Raw genomic sequence first — 17,226 nt, 5'->3', positions numbered from 1 at the left:
GAAGCTGGAATAGATAATAGATCATTATTTAACGTAGTATTTGTAGTATTTCCATCATTAGTAGCCGCCGTAACGGACTGTAATGAGAAAATAATACAGAAAAGTAAACATAATATTATTATCTTCCCTCTTTTGTTCATAATATCTTTTACCTCATTTTTTTGACATGTATTTTTTACACCATGATTTATAGTGTACCATGAACTATATTTTTAGTCAAATTAATATATATACTTTAATATCCTTTTATTAACCAAAATTTAAACGATTTTCAAAAAATAAAATTATAAATAAACCACATGGAAAAAATAAATAAAAACTTAAAAATCTGTTCGTAAAATATAAAACATGTTGAAGATTGTTCAATTTAAAATACATCAATCAAATTAAAGTGACAATATCAATTGAAAAATAAAAACAAAATGATATAAAAATGCCTAAAATATAGCAAAACATACATATTAATCAAAAGCGTTAGAAAGTAGCATAAATGAACTATAACATATACATGAAATAATCGATAAATGATATTTTGTAAAAGTCATCAAAAAACATGAAAATTATAGAAAATAATTTGACAGCAATACAATCATTGAATTAATTAATAGATTTACCATCGAAATATATGGGCATTAAATGAAAATTAATAAATCATTATTGATAATCTAAGCACAAATTGGAATATCTGGTAAACACCCCAATTATATTCATCTTCATCAGAAATATATTTGCTTAATAGCTAAAATTAACGGCAAATACATCTCTTTATCATCAAATAAAATATTCATCCGAATAACCTCAATCAAACCACAAACAGTCCTTACCCTATCCTACCTAAAAAGCATGAAATTAACCATTTACAATTTCCTAGTGACAGTTTCAGATAAATTAAAACACCTACTTAATCAATTCACCACGTTCAAGATCATCTTTAGAAAAACGACTAATCCTTACAGCCTCATCAATACCAAAAGACTCCATAATCTTCAAAGCCATAGCAAATTCGTTTTCCAAACCCTGTTCCAAACCCTGTTCCAAACCTTTTTCATATATTCCACTGCTCATTACTTTCTCATACACTTCATCTACCGGCATATCCATAGTTAACACCTCAATCAACTTATTCTGTTCATCTTCATCAGAAATATATTGCTTAATAGCTAAAATTAACGGCAAATACATCTCTTCATCATCAAACAACTTATTCATCCGAATAACCTCAATCAAACCACAAACAGTCCTTACCCTATCCTGCCTAAAATTTTTATTTAGCATAAATGGCATTAAAATTAAATATTGGATTTCATTATGTGATAGTTTTTGGTTATTATTAACTTTATTTTTGACACTTAAATATTTAACTTCATCATAATAATCAATTAAATAATGCACAATTGGTTTCAATATTGAAGTTTCAGTTTCATTGAAAATATAAATATCTGATTTAATGTGATATGTACAAATAATAACAGTGACAACCCTTTTTCCAGATTGGCATTGCAGATGGACTTTATAGTTCATATATCTTTTCAAATGCTTCTTTTGAATCTTAATATCTTGAAATTCAAAATTTAAAAGAATCCCTTCACGGGTTTCAAAAACCAAATCGGAAAACAAACTTTTTCCATTAAAAGTATTCAGTTCATTTCTGTACAATCTGATTATATGATAATTCAATCCGAAGAAATCAACAAATAACTGTCCGAAAAGAATGGCTGACACTTTGAAAAACTTATCTATTATTTGGTGTTTCATATTAATCTCCAATAATATATTATCAAAAATAATTTTTAAAAATATTTGAAGTGCGATTATGTGACTGTGTGAAAAAAATAGATATTTATAAATAAAAAATTAAAATGGTGATGTTAAAATAGAAATTGTTCTGATAGTTAACAATTCATTCTACGGAACTGATTTTACTGCTCATGTTTTCAGACAAATCCATTTTTGTAAAGGATTCTTTTGTCGAAAGAAGCATGTTAAATTCACTGATAATATCAATACCTGCATTGGCTTTTGTCATGTTTAACTCTAAAACATGGCCTCCTTTAGTTTTATCATCAGACAAGAAATGCAAATGCCAACCATGCATGTTTAAACCCTCCATGTACTTAGGGAAATAAACAGCAACAATTGTACCGCTTTGATTGGTATAATTGAAAACTTTTTGATCTGTTTTTGCTACTTCAGTAAATTCCTTATATGGTTTTTCCTGTTTTTCAACACTTCTAACGGTAATATTGGAAAAATCGCCTTTAATTTTAAGGACATAAATATTGTTTTTTCCCAATTTATCAATTTCCTTATCCAATTGGGAAGTTAAATCGGAGAAGTTTTTAGCTGAAATATCCTTCATTGACGCATCTTCATCAAAAGTAGTAACAACAGCAAAGGGCACTTTTTCATTATTTGGCATTTCCTGAATGCTGCCGTCAGCTTTTGCCTGATATACAACACCATCCAAAACAATCATTTCACCGTTTGCACCTTCAAAAGTACCTAAACCAGTATCTCCATTTTGTTTTAAATCCCCAACAGTTATAATTCCATCATATTCCCCATGCATAAATGCCTGCAATGTAGAAACCTGATGGATACTATCATCTTTCATTACCATTACATTATCTGCACAAACAGCAGATACTGCAAATAAACTCAAGATAAATATTAAAATAAACATTATTTTTTTATTTCCCATTATTTTCACCAGTAATTAAATGCTTAACTAAATTATAATATAGTTTACTTAGATAATATAGTTATGCAAGCCTACCATAATCATCCCAATTTCCTGGAGTTTTTCCCGCTTTAGTATTTTTAATGAAGTAATCCAACTTTTTTTTAAAAGCTTCTTCATTTTTTCTTTCTTTTTGAATATTGGAAATTTTAATTCTTTTATACAAATCAGGGAAATCAAGAAAGTTTTTCCAGACTTCACTGTCCTTTTTTAAAGCAATTATAATATCATCATCAATCACAAACTCTTCATCCAAATCGGGAAGTATCTTAAATCCATCAGATGTCATTAATCCTTTTTTAATTAACCATCGACACCTTTCCTTGTTAAGTTCACTCCAATGACTATTCTTTTTTCTTGGAGAAAATCTCTGCATTCGAGCCCCATCAACCAACCCATAGGTAGAATCAATCCATCCATAACATAGCGCAACATATACTGCATCAACATGGGAAAAAACACCTTTTTCAGGTTTTACTCTCTTGCAGTTAACCCAGCATTCCTTTTGAGTCGAATGATTATTTTCCAGCCATTCTCTAAACTCCCAACAATTTTTAAAATTCAGGATATTGGTAGCTTCCATAATTTAATATTTATAAAATATATTATATTAAAATTAATATTTTTCCATATAATTAAATAAAATAGTGACAAATATTATAATTATGAGTGAATATGCACAATGGGATTCAATGTGGTCATTCATTTTCGCAATGATTGGTGCCGCAGTGGGTCTTGGAAACATTTGGAGATTTAGTTATGTGGTCTACTCCAATGGAGGAGGCTCATTTTTCATCCCATACTTTGTAGCAATAGCTCTAATGGGAATACCATTTCTTATTTTAGAATATAGTGTTGGATATTCATTTAAAACATCTTTTACAGAAGTTTTTAGAAAAATCAACCCCAAATTTGAATTCATCGCATGGATACTGATAGCCCTGATAGGGATAGTGCTTGTTTATTATATAGTAATTATCAGTTGGGATTTGTTTTATCTGGTCAACAGTATTAATTTTTCATGGGGCACAGACACAGCAGCATATTTTGTGCAGAATGTTGGGGGAAGTTCAAGCCTTTCAAAAATCGGAAATTTCTTCATTCCAATAAGTATAGGAGTTATCGTTACATGGTTCCTTTTATGGCATATTGCGCATAAATCTATAAATGACGGTATTGGTGTTGCTTCCAAGATTTTAATCCCTGCAGTATTTGTAATAATGGCCATTATTGTAATATATGCTTTGACACTGTCCGGTGCAAATATAGGAATCGATGCATTGCTTAAACCCAATTGGAATGCTCTTTTGGATGTTAACATATGGCTTGTTGCTTTTTCACAGATTATTTTCTCACTTGGAATGGGAGAAGCAATGGCGCTTACATATGCAAGTTATCTGCCGGAGGATGCAAAATTAACCGATAATGTATTTATTGTTATTGCATCAAACTCAGGCTTTGAAATATTTACTGCATTTGGAGTATTTTCAATTTTAGGATATATGACTGCAACTACAGGAACACCCCTGATACAAATCGTTACTGAAGGTACCGGACTGATTTTTGTCGTATTTCCAAGAATTTTTGATATAATGGGACTGATGGGCCATATTTTAGCGCCATTATTTTTCCTGGCAATCTTTGCTGCAGGAATGTCATCAACTTTTGCATTTTTCGAACCGATAATAGGATCGGTTTCTTCCAAATTTAATATGAGCCGTAAAAAATTAGTAACTATACTATGTATAATAGGCTGTATCTGCTCACTTCTTTTAACCTGCGGAATAAGTGCATACCTGGTTGGAATAATTGACGGATTCGTTAATAAATTCGGAATTTTGATTCTCGTTGCAATTCAGTGCATAATATTTGGCCGGTTTTACGGTACAGACAAACTTATTCCAGTCATAAACAAACAATCCACAATTAAAGTCGGATTTTTATGGGAAAAAATAATAAGATACATTCTTCCAATATTTATTTTTATAATATGGATAATTGGAGTCGTTGAATTATTCATAAATTCATCACAATTTGAACTGATTGTCTATTCTGGAATTGTTATAATCGTTTTATTATTATCCACAATATTCTACAGAATCAAATCTTAACATATATATAATTAAAAAAATATAAAATATATGGGTAGTTGGAAGTTTTATTCCAACACAGCCTTAATGGTTTTTAGGAGCAAAAAAATGAGAAATGTTGGTACCGTAGTACGTGGAATAAGAACACCTATTATTAAAGAAAATGATGATTTAGCCACTATAGTTATAGATTCCTTGATGGCAGCAAAAGAAAGCGAAGGATTTGAATTCAGAGACAAAGATATCGTTGCAATTACAGAAGCTGTTGTAGCTATTTCAGAAGGAAATTATGTAACTGTAGATGATGTTGCACAGGATTTACAAAATAAATTCCCATCCAAAAACATTGGAGTGGTAAATCCTATTTTAAGCAGAAACAGATTTTCCATTATTTTGAAAGGTATTGCAAGAGGAATGGATAAGATTACTCTTTTAACATCTTTTCCTGCAGATGAAGTTGGAAATGGTATTTTAGATGAAAGGATTTTAGATGAAAGTGGATTCAATTTAGGAAGTTTAATCTCTGAAGCAGAATACAGCAAAATATTCGGATCATGGATTCATCCATTCACTGGAATTAATATGATTGATTTTTACAGAGAATTAATTGAAAGTGAAGACTGTGAAGTTGAATTTGTCTTTTCCAATGACATAAAAACAATTCTCGATTATACTAATGATGTTTTAACCTGTGATATCCATACAAGGGAAAAAAGCGTGAAATTACTTAAATCAAAAGGAGCTAATGTTTACGGTCTACATCAAATTTTAAATAAACCTGTTGGAGATTCCGGTTACAATCCAGACTATGGATTACTCGGTTCCAATAAAGCTACAGAGGAAAAATTAAAATTATTCCCAAGAACAGGAGACAAATTAGTTAATGAAGTACAAAAAAGACTAATTGAACAAACCGGAAAGCAAATCGAAGTAATGGTTTACGGTGACGGTGCATTTAAAGACCCTGTTGGAAAAATCTGGGAATTGGCTGACCCTGTTGTTTCACCAGCACATACTGCCGGATTAAACGGATATCCAAATGAAATTAAATTGAAATACGTTTCTGATAATAAATTCGCTAACTTAAAAGGCATCGAATTAAAAGATGCTATCATAGACGAAATAAGACATAAAGCTGAAAATTTAACTGGACAAATGATTACCGAAGGAACTACACCAAGAGTATTGACCGATTTAATCGGTTCATTATGTGACTTGACCAGTGGTTCCGGAGATAAAGGAACTCCAGTCGTATTTATCCAAGGATACTTTGATAATTTAGCAAATGACTAAATTCTATCCTTACTCTTTTTTTATTTTAATTAAAAATCTTTATTTTTAAAAAAAAAGGAATTTCATAGATTTAAGCGAAATATGCTTAATTCTACGAGTTAAATTTACCATATTATAATAATTCTTTTCTTAAATCAATGGTATCTTTTAAATCAGGACCTGTTGAAATTATAGTTACTGGAACATTGGTTTCTGATTCAATATCATTAATAAATGCTTTAGTTTCAGCAGATAAATCACCATAATCCTGAGTTCTTGCACAGTCAGGATATAATCTGTCAACACAGGTTAATGCAATTTGAGTTGCACCGTTAATTCTGCATGATTCTTTAGCAAGATCCATATCAAAGTAACCGATTCTTCTGCGGCGTCCGGTAACAACACCATATTCTTCCAGACCTTTACTTTCAGCTTCTTCCTGTGTCATTTCAGTTGGGAAAGGTCCTTCCCCAACACGTGAAATATAGGATTTAAACACGTTAATAACTTCATCTACTTTTGTCGGACCGACACCTACATCAGCTGCGAAAGTAGAAGCAGTAGTATCCTTACTTGTTACAAATGGATAAGACCCATAGTAAAGTGATAATGCAAAACCTTGTGAGCCTTCAATAAATACCTCTTCACCATCATTTAAAGCGTCATTAATAGCTAAAGATACATCAGTGATGTATTCTTCAAGTTCAGGAATGTCACGAGCAAGTTCAATAGACCTCATTACCCTGTCTGAATTTGCAGGACCGCATCCGGAACCTGTACTTCCTATTTTTTTGGATAAATGCTCAGAAGATTTGTCTCTGTCTATGTGATCTTGAGTAATAATTGCACATCTTGAATCAATACCCATTCTTTCTTTAACATTATACTTTGCTAAATCTTCAAATTCTTTATATAATACATCAGGATTTACTAAAACTCCAGCCCCAATCATGAGTTTAGCGCCCGTATGTACAAAACCGGAGGGAGTTAATCTTAAACCATATTTTTCACCATTAAATTCAACAGAATGTCCAGCATTTGGACCTACTCCTGCACGTGCGATAATAGATGGTTTATCATTATCACAAAGGTAAGTGATACATTTGCCCTTACCTTCATCACCCCAGGCTCCTCCTACTAAAATACTACAAGTCATTTAATAACCCCTATAACAATTAATATAATGAAAATTAAAATATTTCATACAGTAATAAATTATGTATTTAATAATTAAAAAGTTTTTCCAAATATATTAAATATAATATAAATGATAAATATAATATAATTAAACAGAATCTGGTAATAATATGCATATTGAAAAACAGTTTAGAGAATTGGAAAATATTGAAGAAATCCGGGCATACAATATAAGCAATATTGATTTGTTTGAAGTAGTACCCCAATATCAAAAACCTGTGAAGATTCCTTTTTGTAACATTATCAAATACGTTCAGTCAGACGTTAATATGTTTATTCCAATTGATGACGGTGAAGATTATGTAATAAATCGTTTAGGATGGAATATTCTGCAAAGAGGAAACGTAAACTTGGAAGATGTTGAAGGTCGAAGATTAAGTGAATGCTCACCTTTTTTCTATAAAATTCTTAAAGACTCTTTTAAGGAAGTAGTAGAAACAAAAAAGACCAAAGCAATGAGAATTTATTACTATATCAGTGATAAAATCAAAACGATTACAAATATCCATATTATTTACGAAGAAGATAATCTTTTCCTAATATCCGATTATAATGATGAAATTACTAATAAAAAGAGTAAAGAAGAACGGATACTCGAGGACAATGCTGAAAAGTCTACTTTAATCGAATATTTCTCACATACTGGAAGTTACTATATGACCAACAACGAGTTCACATGGACTCCTGGAATATATAATATCATCAATAGAAACAGGGAGTCAAGTGATACCTTTTACAATATTATCTTTGATTTGGTAATTCCCGAAGATAAACCCCTAGTTCAGGAACTTATTGAAACAATGAGTCCTGAAACAGACACATATGAAAATATTATCAGAATTAAAACCTGGGACGGTACAATTAAATATTTGGATACATATTTATACTCAAAATTTGATGAAAATGGTGAATTAATAAGCCATTACGGACTTTTTAAAGACGTGAGTCTTGATTCACATAAACATAAAACCAGACCTGTTGACTTTATGTTAAACGGTTTTAAGTATAATTCAAGATTATCTCTTCTCATTGAACCGTTAAGTAAAAGATATGAATTCAGCGAAGGATTTTATGACATGGTTGAAATTCCTTCCAATGAATACATTCATTCAAGAAAAATAATTGACAACATAGTTGAGCCGGAAGTTAGAGAAAACATCATGAAATTGATTAACGGAGAAATTAATGAACTGAATGAAATACTAACATTTAAGGTACTCGGCAATGAAGAGAACTTAAAAATAGGTGAATTGTTTATTGAAAGATTTAAATACGGAAATAATGAACACAGTATTGGGTTTTTAACTGACATTACAAATATGAAGAAAAAACAGCAGGAATTAATAGAATCCAATGCCAATAAAAATATTTTAATTAAAGAGGTTCACCACAGAGTTAAAAACAATCTGCAGGTATTAAACAGTTTTTTAAATCTGGAAAGACGTGCATATAAAGACGATCCAAACACTATTTTAGACAATATGCAGGCTCGTCTCTCATCACTTGCTCTTTTACATGAAAAGACCTATAATACAACTGATTTTTTAAATATTAATTTAAAAAATTACATGGAAGACCAGGATAAGACACTCAAGGGATTGTTCAGTACCAAAAATATTGCTTTTGAATCAGATATTGATGAAAATATTAATTTGTCAATTGAAACGATTACACCACTATTACTGATTGTCGATGAGTTAACGATGAATGCAATAAAACATGCATTCCCTAATCCGGATATGGAAAATAAAAGAATAAGCAAAATAATTAAATTAAAAGATGAAAATACCTGTGAATTTATCTTAAAAGATAATGGTGTCGGGCTTGAAAGTCCTGAACAACTTATAAATCATAATTTAGGTTGGGAAATTGTAAACAGTTTAACAAAACAACTGGACGGTAACATAGAAATTATGGACCCTGAAGTTGGAACTGAATTTAGAATAGTCTTTCCGACAAAAGTAAAGGATACAGCAGAAAGTGAAGATTTAGAGGGAAAGTAAATGAACATAGAGAAGCGATACATACGACTAGAAGACACTATGGAAATTAGGATTAAAAATATTACGGAAGAGGAATTATTCCATCTCGTTGATCCAGTATATGAAACTCCTAAAATTCCATTTAAAGCCGTTTTAAAAAATCTTCCTTGTGATATGGATGTTTTTATGCCATATAAAGGAGGAGAAGATTTTATAGTTCAAACATTAGGGGTGAGTGCACTTGAACGGGGAAATATCCGTGAAGAGGATGTTGAAGGAAGATTGTTAAGTCAATGTTCACCCGGATACAGTGCAATCTTGCAAGACATATTAGAGGAAGTTTACAAAACACAGGAAACTAAAAAATTACGCTTTTTATATTATCAGGACGGCAAACTTGCAAGATTATCCAACGTCAAAGTTGTTTATGATTTGGAAAAAATTATCTTAATATCTGAATTAAAATACACCATGGAAAAAAAATATGAGGGTACAGAAGGATTTGAAATCTATGATGAAAACAAATCCAGCTTAATCGAATATTTCTCCCAAACAGGAAGTTATTATAAAATTAATGATAAATATTCGTGGACACAGGGAGTTTATAATATAATTAATCGTTCCAGAGATGAAAACGATGAATATTACAATATTATATTTGAATTAGTAATACCCGAAGACAGACCTCTAATTGAAAAAATACAGAAAAAATTGGATAGCGGAATGGCCAATTATGAAAGCGTTATCCGAATAAAAACATTTACCGGCGTTATAAAGTACTTGGATATGAAGTTTTATTCAAAATTCGATGAAAAAGGAGATTTAATCAGCAGATATGGATTAATTAAAGACATTACAAAAAGCTCAGAAAAAAGTATTACAAGGCCTGTTGACTTTTTACTTAATGGGTTTCAAAAATCTAAAAAATTAGCATTATTAATTGATCCGCTAAATCCAAACCAATATGAATACAGTGAAAGCTTTTATGATATTGTAGAGGAAGATGAAGAGACATATTCTAATAAAAAAGTAATTCTGGAAAATATTGTAGAGCAGGAAGTTGTTGAATCATTTAGAAAATTATTAAGAAGAGAAATCAGCGAACTTAAAGAAACATTCACATATAACGTTAAAGGAGATCCTAATAATCAAAAGATATGTGAAATATATATTGAATTGTTTGAATTCGGTCATGAAGAACACAGTATCGGATTTTTAACCGACATTACAGATGACTATTATAAACAACAGGAATTGCAGGATGCAAACGAACATCAAAAAGTTCTGATTAAAGAGGTTCACCACAGAGTTAAAAACAATCTGCAAGTATTAAACAGTTTTTTAAACCTGGAAAAAAGAGCATATAAAGATCAGCCGGAAATAATTATTGACCATATGCAGTCAAGATTATCTTCTCTTGCATTATTGCACGAAAAAACATATAATACAAGCGACTTTAAAAACATTAATCTTAAAGAATATATTGATGACCAGGATATAAAACTTAAAAACCTTATTGGACATAGAGATGGAATTGACTTTAAATCCACAGTAGATCCCGATATCACATTATCCATTGAGATAATAACACCATTGCTTCTGGTAGTTGATGAACTTACTATGAATTCAATCAAACATGCATTTCCAGAAGATTGGCCGAATAAAACAATAACCAAAGAGATTAGAAAACTTGATGAAAATACTGGTGAATTGATTATTAAAGATAATGGTGTGGGTATTGATAAAACCAAAAAGGATATGAAAACCAGTCTTGGTTGTGAGATTATTAAGAACCTGACAAAGCAATTGGATGGGGAAATTAAATATTTGGATGTTGATAATGGTACCGGATTTAGATTATTATTCCCATTAACTATGGAACATACCATATCACAATGAAATACAAATAAAATATATATGATAAATTATAAAATGAATAATACTGTACAAAAAATGGAGGGAATATCATGAACGAAAGAATATTAATAGTTGAAGATGAAGCAATAACAGCACTTGATTTGAAATATAGTTTAGAAGAACTTGGTTATGAAGTTGTAGATACTGTTGATACTGGCCAGGATGCTATCGACACAGCCAATGAAACAATTCCTGATGTTGTTTTAATGGACATTAAATTAAAAGGAGATATGGAAGGAATTGAAGCTGCTGCAGTAATTTCCAAATTAAATATTCCTATTATTTATTTAACTGCAAACACCGATACCGACACATTTGAGAAATCTAATATGGGTGGAGTATACGGATTTGTTTCAAAACCATATGACATTACAAAATTAGATGAAACATTAAAAGCAACACTTGAAAAGGCAAAAAAAGAAAAATAAATAAATTTAAGGATTTGATGATAAAACATTAGCTTAAAATTGAACTAATCTTTCGAAGTTCCACCCATACATTTCAATCAAGCATGAAATCAAATCCGTTTTTCTTTTGCTTTTAACCAAAAATATTTAAAAACAGCCATCATTATTTAATAATTTATAAAAAAAACACACCAAATAATCAGCCATTAATTTAATTAAAATTGAACTTTTAAAAAAAAAATTAAAAAATAGTTAAGACATCTATCTGTTGAAAGGATGATTTTCACACATAGGGTCTTTTATGATGTTTCTTTTTTGATGATAAGTAAGATAATACATCATCCACTGATTAGACAATTCCTTTAAAAGGCCATCGTCAATTCTTTGAGTAGGAGTGAAGAAATCCATTTCATTTCCGCCCACAGCAATAGCTATTTCTCCAAATTCTATCAGACAGAAGAAATCGCATCTGATATTGTGGATATCAAATTCCTTATCAAGAGTGAAATCCTTTTGCTTTGAATAATTATAAAAAAAGGTATTCAAATATTCAAAGTCCAGGAATCTGATTTTTCGAACATCCAATAACACATCTTCCTGCAGGAAATGATTTCTATAATTGAAATTGGAAACAAAATCGATATCCCAAATATTATCATAGAAAACCGTTAAAAAGGAATTTTTGGCAAATCTCATTGAAAGAGTCAAATCATCATCATTTTTTGGAACACCCAGTTCAACATCAATGAATTCCAAATAAATAGAATCTTCAGAAATTTCAACAGAAGCTAATTTAGCAAAATTACCGACAACATCCTCAATTAACTTTAAAGAATTACTTTTCATTTATAACACCCACAAACAAATTATAAGCTCCTTCAATTTCATATTCATTATCTTCACTAAACTTTTTATCCCAAGTAAAGTTAATAATTTCAATAGGTGAATTTACCGTTTCATCCCATTCAATTTCAAAATTTGCATCATGTAAATATTTATAAACAGTTTTTCCGATTTCAAGAGATTTATTTTCATCCTTTTCAAAATCTCCAAAGGTTATTTTTAAAATATTCTCTTCAATGGCCTGTTCAATATCTTCAAATGAATAAAAACAAAAGCCCTCAACAGAATATTCATTATTAATCAGATGGACATATAATTCAAATATGTCCTCAATACCTTCAATAAAGTCATATCCACAATTATGAACACCAATAATTGATTTTTCAGCAAGTTTTTTAAAGGTTTCCTCCAAAATGGAGAAATTTTTGTTGTTAAAATCATTGGGATTAATTTCGAACTTTGAAAAATCAATTTCATCTTCAATAAACTGATCTTCAAGAATCTCCAGAATTTCATCTTCTGAAAAAAATCCGGATTTAGTCAATATATCTATCATATAATTTACTTCATCAACTAAATCCTGGTTCATGATAATCACTCTTCTTCAAGAAGCATTTGGATAGATCTGACATTTCCTCTTTCAGTGAATCCTACAATAATACGGCTTTCACCAATATATGCAACATCAAAATCCTCATGGTGCTTAATGCCATATCCTTTGAGTTTTGTGTATGATTCAAATGCAAGTCTTCCAAAAACTTTGAAATTCTTTTGGAAAGTATAGAAAGTATCTTTAAATTTCTCAACACTGTCAACTTTTGGGATATTGCCTGCTTTAATAGCTACAAAGATATCCAAATCGTCTTCACTAACAGCATAATAAGCATCCATATCCAAAATTCCAACAGTAGCCATAGCTATGGTATGGGCTGCATTGAAATCCATCTGAATAACTGGGGATGAAAATTCAATAATATCTGCATCAATACCTGCCTGCCTGATTTCAGCAGCGGCTTCAATTAAATCAGCACCGAAAATCTCTTCACTATCCCATGCCCATGACCATTGTTTTAAATCGTCACTATAAAATCCAATAACTTCTATTGGCAATTTAATATCATCAAAACTTAGAATACCATTTTCCAAGTCCAAATCGCCTTCAATATCACCAATATACTCAGATAAATTTTCCTGCTTATCCAAAGCTAGAGCACCATATTTTGATAAAACTACTTTAAATGAATCTCCTTCACGAATTACAACTGGCTCTTCTATTGTTTTCAAGACTGATCACCTAAAATTCTAATTTTGAAATTCTGTCCATTGCTTCTTTAGTATTTTCTAATGTATTGAATGCAGTAAGTCTTAAATAACCTTCACCACTTGGTCCAAATCCGGAACCAGGAGTTCCTATAACATTTGCTTCATTTAACAATATATCGAAGAAATCCCAGGAATCCATGTTATTTGGTGTTTTTACCCAAATGTAAGGAGAACTGACTCCACCATAGACTTCAAGGCCAATATCTGTTAAGCTTTGTCTGATAACTTTTGCATTTTCCATATAATAATCAATAACTTCCTTAATTTGAGCTTTACCTTCTTCAGAGTAGGTAGCCTGTGCAGCTCTTTGAACAGGATATGAAACTCCATTAAATTTGGTGGTTTGTCTTCTGTTCCATAATGGATTTACTTCAACAGCATTATTATCTGAATCATAAGCTACTAATTCCTTAGGAACAACTGTGTATGCACAACGGGTTCCTGTAAATCCTGCAGTTTTTGAAAAACTTTTAAATTCAATAGCTACTTCACGTGCTCCTTCAATTTCATAAATAGTGTGAGGAACATCATCTTCATTAATAAATGCTTCATAAGCGGAATCAAATAATATGATTGCATTATTTTCTTTTGCATAATCAACAAATACTTTTAACTGATCTTTATTTAAAGTAGTACCTGTTGGATTATTAGGATAACATAAATAAATAATATCTACCGGTTCAGATGGTAATTCAGGAACAAATCCGTTTTCTGCATTACATTTAAGGTACACTAAACCTTCATACATACCATCATCGCCCATTTCACCAGTTCTTCCAGCCATAACATTAGTATCGACATATACTGTATAAACAGGATCTGTTACAGCGATTTTATTATCAAGACCGAATATTTCCTGAATGTTACCTGTATCACATTTAGCACCATCACTGATAAAAATTTCACTAACATCCAAGTCTATACCATATGCTTTGTAATCATTTTCAATAATAGCTTCAGCTAAAAAGTCATATCCCTGTTCAGGACCATAACCCATAAATGTATCTGCATTGCCCAATTCATCAACAGCGTTTTTAAATGCATCGATAACAGCAGGAACTAAAGGTTTTGTAACGTCCCCAATTCCCATTTTAATAACATCTGCATCTGGATTTGCTTTGACAAATTCAGCTTCTCTTCTTGCTACTTCAACAAAAAGATAACTACTTTTTAATTTAAGATAGTTTTCATTAATTTTAACAACCATAATTTAACCTCTAAAATAATCATTAATTTAGTATAATAATAATATCATTTTTAAAATATATAAAATAAATAGTTAAAAATCCAAATATTATATAAAATTACAATTTTTTAAAAAAATAATTAAATCAATTTTTTCATGAAAAAAAGCAAGAAATGAAATAATCGATCGAAAATAACATGCAAAGAATTACTAAAAAAAATATTTTATAAAAAAATGATTAAAGCCATAAAATTACTTATTTCATTAAAAACAGCGATTATAAAAATATTTTACCAAAATAAATTCATTGAAAAAAGTTTTTAAAAAGAATATAAAACTTTATAATAAAGAATTTAGATAAATATAATATAATAAATTGAAAAATAGGAAGTTTTTGAAATGAATGAGACATTATTATTAGTGTGGGCGGCAATAGCTATAATCGGTATAATAGCCATTATAATAGTAAAAATCTATTATAATGATAAAAAAGAAGAAGAATACGAAATAAATGATATAACAACCAGAACACCCTTGCAGGAAATGGTTACAGAAGAAATTGAAAATAATGATAATGAACGCACTAACCAGATTTCAAACTATTTTTCAAAAGAAGAGGAACCAGTTATTAGTCTTCGAAAAGAGGGAGCAGAACCTGACAAAGAATTTAATCCATATATTGTCCCTGAAACCACAGAAGAGATAATACCTAATAGAAATATTAGTTATTCCTCACAAAATCAAGTTTTAATTAACTATGATGATAATGTTCAAAAGTTCCAAGAACCAATTACCGAAACCCAGAGAGATATTATGAATCAAAATAATAAGGAATCTGAAGAAAAACATGAACTTAAAGATTTATTTACAATTGATGAATTGATTAAAGAATCCAAAAGAAAAGATGATGAAAGAGAAAAAGAATCCAAAACCATAAACAAAGAAACTGTAGATAACAGTGATATTAAAGAAAGTATCAAAATGAAAAAAGAAGGTTTGGAATCTGAAAAAATAGAAGAAGTAAGCGAAAATAAAGATGTTACAGATATTAAAAGCAGCATTGAAAAAATGCATGAAATTGCTAATGCCATTAAATCAACAGGAAGCGATGACTTAGCTCCACAATCAATCGCATCACAAAAAGATATAAGTGAAGCAATCAATACTGCTACAAGTGAAAATGAAGCTGAAAAAGAGGAAATTCCTATCATTTCAGAACCAAATTCAATAACTGATGCTGTCATTAAAAAAGAATCAGAACCCGAAGAAGAAACAACAGTTCAGGAAACTTTAGATGTTAAAGAAGAAAAAGAAGAAGAACCTAAAGAGGAAAAAACCGAAAGCATCAGCGATGTTATACCTGAAAGTGAAGAAATTAAAACAGCTCAATTAAAAACTCCAACAAAAGTTGAAGAAGACAGCGTAAGCATATTATCCGGTGCTGATGATGATTATGAATTCGGAGCTTCAATTGATTCATCCAATTTATTTGAAGATGAAAACGGCCAGTTAAGTGATCTTGATTATAGAAAAGACTTAGCCAAATTCACAAACACAATTAAAAATTCAAGTATCGTAAAAGACATTCGTGAAAAATTAATACCTGAAGCCGAAGAAGCAGCAGATGATTTGAATGAACAATTCATCAGAAATGTAAATTCATATACTGAAGAAGCTAATGAATATTATGATGAATATGAACCTATCATTAATGAAACCCATGTAGATTACGTAGAACCAACACCTGAAGAAGAATTAAGACAAGAAAATACACGTAAAGTATTTGAAAATGCTAAAAACAACAGCATAATTGAAGAAACTGCCCCAGTTAAAGAGGAAGGCATTCCTGCAATTAAAGAAATACCTGAAAAATCCAGTCTTAAAGTTGTTATTAACAATAACGAAGAAGTTTTACGTAAAGGTGATGAAATCATCTATAACCATGAAGGAGAATCTTACTCAAGTAAAGTATACTCCATTAATGGGGACAATATTAAAGTAAAATACAGAAGACAAAACATTACCATCAAACCAAAAGATATCAAAAAAATCTACTAAATATTCTGTCAATTTAATTGACAGATTTTTTATTATTTTTGAGGTTGACTCATAATTTTTGTGTTTAAATTTTTTTTTACTTATTTTTATCCTTTAATTATTTATACTAGGAAGTACAATCTATTATTAGAGTTAATTAACTTTTTAGTTGTGTTTTTTATGGTTTTGAGAGAGGATAAAATTGGTCAGCAATTATTAATTCCTTTGGACT

General features: G+C 30.2%; 14 protein-coding genes. 6 read left to right on the top strand and 8 right to left on the bottom strand.

The genetic code is table 11. The features are described from left to right. Positions 1-897: 897 nt before the first annotated feature. The 3 genes from ACKI5C_RS02400 to ACKI5C_RS02390 all read right to left on the bottom strand — a co-directional run bounded on the left by ACKI5C_RS02400 (position 898) and on the right by ACKI5C_RS02390 (position 3,323). Positions 898-1,755 (bottom strand): hypothetical protein, encoded by an 858-nt coding sequence (locus tag ACKI5C_RS02400; protein ID WP_407431638.1) that lies wholly within the window; start codon positions 1,753-1,755, stop codon positions 898-900. Positions 1,756-1,900: 145 nt separating this feature from the next. Continuing rightward, positions 1,901-2,701, bottom strand: a complete 801-nt coding sequence (gene budA / locus ACKI5C_RS02395; RefSeq protein WP_407431637.1) for an acetolactate decarboxylase — start codon at positions 2,699-2,701, stop codon at positions 1,901-1,903. Between the two features lie 61 nt (positions 2,702-2,762). Beyond that, entirely contained in the window at positions 2,763-3,323 is a 561-nt protein-coding gene (locus tag ACKI5C_RS02390; RefSeq protein ID WP_407431636.1) for a YdeI/OmpD-associated family protein, read from the bottom strand. Positions 3,324-3,405: 82 nt separating this feature from the next. Here ACKI5C_RS02390 and ACKI5C_RS02385 point away from each other — a divergent pair, with 82 nt between their 5' ends. Beyond that, positions 3,406-4,851 carry a sodium-dependent transporter gene (locus tag ACKI5C_RS02385; protein ID WP_407431635.1) on the top strand — a complete coding sequence of 482 codons (1,446 nt, stop codon included), beginning with the start codon at positions 3,406-3,408 and terminating at the stop codon, positions 4,849-4,851. Between the two features lie 87 nt (positions 4,852-4,938). After that, a complete protein-coding gene (locus ACKI5C_RS02380) occupies positions 4,939-6,123 on the top strand; it encodes a coenzyme F420-0:L-glutamate ligase (protein ID WP_407431634.1) in 1,185 nt (394 codons plus the stop codon). Between the two features lie 112 nt (positions 6,124-6,235). Here the strand turns inward: ACKI5C_RS02380 and ACKI5C_RS02375 are convergent, their stop codons facing one another. After that, on the bottom strand, positions 6,236-7,258 hold the full coding sequence (locus ACKI5C_RS02375) for an adenylosuccinate synthetase (RefSeq protein WP_407431633.1): 1,023 nt from the start codon (positions 7,256-7,258) through the stop codon (positions 6,236-6,238). Positions 7,259-7,409: 151 nt separating this feature from the next. On the opposite strand from ACKI5C_RS02375, the gene ACKI5C_RS02370 reads away from it, so the two are divergent. The 3 genes from ACKI5C_RS02370 to ACKI5C_RS02360 all read left to right on the top strand — a co-directional run bounded on the left by ACKI5C_RS02370 (position 7,410) and on the right by ACKI5C_RS02360 (position 11,626). Further along, complete coding sequence (locus ACKI5C_RS02370) at positions 7,410-9,302, top strand: histidine kinase dimerization/phosphoacceptor domain -containing protein (protein WP_407431632.1); 1,893 nt, start codon at positions 7,410-7,412, stop codon at positions 9,300-9,302. Further along, on the top strand, positions 9,303-11,180 hold the full coding sequence (locus ACKI5C_RS02365; protein WP_407431631.1) for a histidine kinase dimerization/phosphoacceptor domain -containing protein: 1,878 nt from the start codon (positions 9,303-9,305) through the stop codon (positions 11,178-11,180). It abuts the gene before it with no gap. A 68-nt stretch (positions 11,181-11,248) separates the two neighbouring features. Beyond that, positions 11,249-11,626: a response regulator gene (locus tag ACKI5C_RS02360; RefSeq protein WP_407431630.1), complete on the top strand. Its 378-nt coding sequence runs from the start codon at positions 11,249-11,251 to the stop codon at positions 11,624-11,626. Positions 11,627-11,866: 240 nt separating this feature from the next. Here ACKI5C_RS02360 and ACKI5C_RS02355 read toward each other — a convergent pair whose 3' ends face one another. Genes ACKI5C_RS02355 through ACKI5C_RS02340 form a run of 4 tightly spaced genes read right to left on the bottom strand, consistent with a single transcriptional unit; the run spans position 11,867 to position 14,978 of the window. Next, positions 11,867-12,451: a hypothetical protein gene (locus tag ACKI5C_RS02355; protein ID WP_407431629.1), complete on the bottom strand. Its 585-nt coding sequence runs from the start codon at positions 12,449-12,451 to the stop codon at positions 11,867-11,869. Next, a complete protein-coding gene (locus ACKI5C_RS02350; RefSeq protein ID WP_407431628.1) occupies positions 12,441-13,037 on the bottom strand; it encodes a DUF6891 domain-containing protein in 597 nt (198 codons plus the stop codon). Before ACKI5C_RS02350 ends, ACKI5C_RS02355 begins: the two co-directional genes overlap by 11 nt. Before the next feature lie 5 nt (positions 13,038-13,042). After that, a complete protein-coding gene (locus ACKI5C_RS02345) occupies positions 13,043-13,732 on the bottom strand; it encodes a DUF6882 domain-containing protein (RefSeq protein WP_407431627.1) in 690 nt (229 codons plus the stop codon). A 10-nt stretch (positions 13,733-13,742) separates the two neighbouring features. Then, positions 13,743-14,978: an LL-diaminopimelate aminotransferase gene (locus ACKI5C_RS02340; protein ID WP_407431626.1), complete on the bottom strand. Its 1,236-nt coding sequence runs from the start codon at positions 14,976-14,978 to the stop codon at positions 13,743-13,745. A gap of 378 nt (positions 14,979-15,356) precedes the next feature. On the opposite strand from ACKI5C_RS02340, the gene ACKI5C_RS02335 reads away from it, so the two are divergent. Then, positions 15,357-17,015: an ATPase gene (locus ACKI5C_RS02335; RefSeq protein WP_407431625.1), complete on the top strand. Its 1,659-nt coding sequence runs from the start codon at positions 15,357-15,359 to the stop codon at positions 17,013-17,015. Positions 17,016-17,226: the final 211 nt, after the last annotated feature.

The sequence above is a fragment of the Methanobrevibacter sp. genome (assembly GCF_045646045.1).
GTDB lineage: Archaea > Methanobacteriota > Methanobacteria > Methanobacteriales > Methanobacteriaceae > Methanocatella.
This window is presented reverse-complemented; position numbering and strand designations above follow the sequence as displayed.